This is a genomic window from Candidatus Cloacimonadota bacterium, assembly GCA_034661015.1.
Taxonomy (GTDB): domain Bacteria; phylum Cloacimonadota; class Cloacimonadia; order JGIOTU-2; family JGIOTU-2; genus JAYEKN01.
The window spans coordinates 1-4,520 of sequence record JAYEKN010000092.1 but is presented as its reverse complement, the minus strand read 5'-3'; the positions used below and the strand labels follow the sequence as shown (position 1 = coordinate 4,520).

Sequence of the window (4,520 nt, the reverse complement as noted above, 5' to 3'; positions counted from 1 at the left end):
CCCTCTCCTATCGAGGAGAGGGAGATAAAAGTTCCCCTTCTCTTTGAAGAGAAGGGGTTAGGGGATGAGTTGTAAAAAGGATGAAGAATATATTTTACTTGATATGCTACTTTACGGACAGACACTAATTAGAGTCTGTCCGTAAAGTAGCCTTCTCGAGAAGTCACGGACCATTCCGTGACGAATTGAAAAAATTATTTATTAAGTTAATTAGCGTTATATTTGTGAGTTGGAAAATCTTAAGTCAAGTTCAAAAAAACGGAATTTAACTCAAGATTTTCCTACGGTTTTAAAAAAACGGAGTGAGGGTTGTTGCCCTTTCTCCGTTTTTTGTGAAATACTTTTTTTACAGCAAATTAAAATTTCAATTGCATACTTGTAGAAAATCCTAATCCCTTTGCTCCATAAAAGAGAGCTCCGTAATTGCGGATTCCCCAGTTAAATTCAAAGTGATTGAAACATAATCCGGTTCCAAATGAAAAGTGTATTCCTTCCTTACCGCCAAATCCGATTCCAGTCCTGATGGGAAGCCATTTGAGTGGGGCATATTCTGCTCCGAAAGATACTTTGGGAGTCGTAGAAGTTATAACACTATTTTTAAAACCTTGAACGTAATTCATGAAGAACAAAATATCTACATAAAAATCACTATAATTATATTCGGCGCCAAGATGAAGTTCAACCGGAAGAGATTGGGTAAAACTTCCAACTGCATAAGTGGTGTCAACAACCAAAGAATCCTCAAAATTTAAAATATTCAAAGTATCGGAAATAATTGTCAGGCAAACTTCTTCGCAGTCGTTTTGCCAATTTATAAATCCGAAAATGTTATTGATTGCCAATCCCACAGTCCACTTTTCATTTATGGGTGAATAGAAGCCTATGTTTGAGCGGAAGCCAATACCTGCGGGTTTGTTGTCAGCAAAACTCACAGTGCTATCCGTGGTGTTTACACCCGCTGTTTTTACCTTCATATCATTTTCGATTATTGAGTATCCATTATTTTGAACCTTAAATGTTGAAGTTAATTTTTCCATTTCCGCATAACCCAAACCGGAAATAATTCCCATACTAATACCTGCATAAATCGGGGGAAGAGAGTCTAATTTAGGGAAAATCTTTTGCGGATATATTTGCTGACCATAACCGAATTTCGTTTCCAGAAAACTAACAACTTTAACATCTGCATCGGAAAAATCAAATTCCTCATTCACAGTATTACCGAATAAAAGCAAATCAAACATATCTTTTGGAAGGGTGATATCAGCATAGGTTTGCTCACTTATCGAAAAACCGATTTTCCAAACGGAGAAGGAAGCAAAGGGCAAATTTAAATGGGTTGCAGTAAATAAATTCATTCCAGAATCGGGGATATTATCGAGAAGTTTTTGCTTTTCATTCTCATCTAAAGAATCACCCGTAGTTTTGTTGTAAGTTCCGAGTGAAATCGAATTGTTTTTTAATCGCATATCTAAGTGAAAAAGGTTTAAGGTAACATTATCAGTTTTCAAACCGAGATTTGCCGGATTCCATTCCAGCGATTGAAAGCCGGAAGATCTTGTCAAAAAAGCATCACCGAGAGCAAGGCTTTTGGGATTATAAATATTTATTGCAAACAGAATATTTGCACAAAGCAGAATGAGTATCAGGATAATTATTTTCTTATTCATTATTATTCCTCCCAGAGTGATTCGTCAATGTGAACTTTTACTGATAAAATACCGATCAAATTTAAGTTATCAGAACCCATACAAGTAACAATATTTCCATTTGTTCCAATAATGTCGAATTCTGTTCCAACATAGACATCGGGATTTGTGAAGACGTTAAGGTCGCCCTCTGCATTGTTAAGCTCAATAAAAAGCACACCCGGAGTAGGATCTCCGGAAACACCATTGGTCGTATCAATAACCGCCGGTTCGATGATTAGCGAATCTATAATCAATTCCGGTTCTGTCCAAACTTTTGATGAATCTGAAGCAAAATAAAGACGAGCGGTAAAACCAAAGGGGAATTTGTTCTCCGTATTTAATTTTACTTTTACATTATTCAAATTATTCTGAATTTTGTCTTGCGTTTCGTCATCAATTTCAATATGCTGAAGCGTGTCCATCGTAACGGTATGGTCGTTTATAATAAATGTGAAAGGCGTTTCAAGAGTGTATGAGCCGGCAATGGAGTCTTCTTTTGTGATATTGCCAACCGTGATCCCATCTCCAACAATGGCATAGGGATTTCGAGCCACGATTTCTGTAGGTATAAGATTTAACAATTCGGAAACACCCGCACTTACACAAAGCGTAGAAGTGGCATTAGGAACCAGAACGCCGGTATTATTATCAATCACAATCACAGCGCTATCCCCGGCATCGTTTTTCCCGACAAGATTGATATACAACCAGCAGTCAAAACCCGTGCCATTATAGACATCAAGGTGGAGTTCGGCGTTTTGGAAGTTCATAACTCCGTTAAGACTGTCTGGAATATTTCCAATATCAATTGCTTCATCAATATCGTCCACATCAAATCGTTTCTCATTTATGATGCCCTTAACTTCGTCGAATATCATATCACCAATACCAATTGTTGCTTTCACCTCATCTTCGTAATAAACGGTTACATAGTTATTTGTGCTATCTGTAATTACTGTATAAGAATAATGTAAAGAATCTATTGCTAATGTAGCAGCCTGATCATTCCCAATTGTATGATTTGCAAAACTGATAAGTGTGTCACTCGGGCAACGCAGATTAATTATTAGGGTATCACCGTTTGAATCAAATATTTCTTCAAATACAATTTCAATATCCGCACCAAACGGAAGAGAATAATCTTCCTCCTTTATCTGTATTAACACGTCACAACTATCAATTTTGGCAAAGTGCAAACTAAATTCACCGGTGCTGTCAATCACAGTTGCGTCTTCATCTTCAATTGTAAAACTGCCGAATTTTCCGGTTATTTCTTCAAAAATCAAATTGCTTAAGGTAATATCAGCAGTTACAATATCGGTGTTTGAAATTTCAATCTCCTGATCCAAAATAACCGTTGTATGATAATGAAGAGTTTGAAGTGGGGGCACGAATTCTATCCAATGGTCAGCAAAATCAAACTGGAAGTTATTAAAATTATTATCAATCACAAGAAGGAGGGGTTCACCGGCAGGTGTTTCTATCTCATCAAACAAAATCTCAACCCTACTCGGAGTTTCAAGATCTATTCCTGTTAACTCAATATTAATGTTTCCTTCTTTGATTTGTGCAGATTGCAATTCAATTATGTCATCATCCAGTTCTATTTCACCATCGTTATTAGATTCTTGGTCAATTATTCCATGAATCGTTTCAAATTTCATTCTGCCGAATTCAATATTTGTCAGAATTTGATCTTCCTGTGTAACCAAAACATAAGTAGGGGGAGGATCACTGGAAGCATATAGGGAAAAATCAAGAGAGTCAAGCGGATCAGTTCCGAGTGATTGAATTACACATCCTGCAAGATCAATCGGAATATTAAGATTACTTCCGGAAATAATAGGCTCTTCGATTTTAATTTTGAAAGGTGTATTATCCGGAGGAGGATTAAATAGTTCAGAAAATTCAATAATTAACGTATCAATATTAACTGGCAAATTGCTATCAATATAAATATTTCCAATGCAACTATCAATCGTAGCAGAAATCACCTGAATGCTTTCGTCAGAAATGGAAATTGCATCTTCGTGATTAACTGAAGCATTCTCAATAATAGCATTTGCTTCTGAAACGGACATATTTCCAACACTAAATGTAACTCCAAATGTATCGTCCTCATCAACATTAACCGGTCCCGATGAACCGTCAGTGGTCAAATAACATACCATATAATTATCCATATATACGGTCTGTCCATCAAACGGGATTGAAATGTATTCTATGGCTCCGGGTTCAATAACATGATCAATATAATGCGTGAACATAAAAATGGAGTCGGGATGTGATGCTGCTGTGCCATTAGTCCAAAATTCAAAATGCATTTGATCATTTTGGTTTGGGTGAGTGGAACTTAAAGGAATCTCCGTATTATTTTGAAATGTAATATAAACAGTTCCGGTATCAATGATAACGTATTCGATATTTTCATTTTCGAATACACTAAAATCCTGATAAAATGGTGGGAAGTTATATAGAGGGGGAATTACTTCACCCACTACGGGTCCAACACCACCACCAAGAGCTTCGTTGGCAAAATCCAAGACGTGGACTTCAGCATAAGCATCCCCGGTTCCCCCGACTTCGATTCTGTCCATACTTCTTTCAAATTCTTGTTCCTGAGCATCAATTTCCAATTCATCACCAACTGCGATAGTAGTCTGTTCATTCCTGCTATCAATTTTAAGTTGATCTCCGATTTCTTCCTCAAAAATTTCTGTTTGTCCATCAACTTTAAGTTCATCACCAACATTGGAAGTTTCAATGTCATTCGAGGCAGAAAAATAAACCGTATCGCTCTGCATACTGATAATATAATCTTCTGTTGAA

Annotated in this window: 2 protein-coding genes; both read right to left on the bottom strand. The window is 36.7% G+C overall.

All coding sequences use genetic code 11. The features are described 5' to 3' along the window. Positions 1-356 precede the first annotated feature (356 nt). Positions 357-1,670 (bottom strand): DUF5723 family protein, encoded by a 1,314-nt coding sequence (locus U9P79_03495; GenBank protein MEA2103689.1) that lies wholly within the window; start codon positions 1,668-1,670, stop codon positions 357-359. 2 nt (positions 1,671-1,672) lie between these two features. Beyond that, positions 1,673-4,520, bottom strand: a 2,848-nt coding sequence (locus U9P79_03490; GenBank protein ID MEA2103688.1) for a hypothetical protein, incomplete at its 5' end; no start/stop codon positions are given.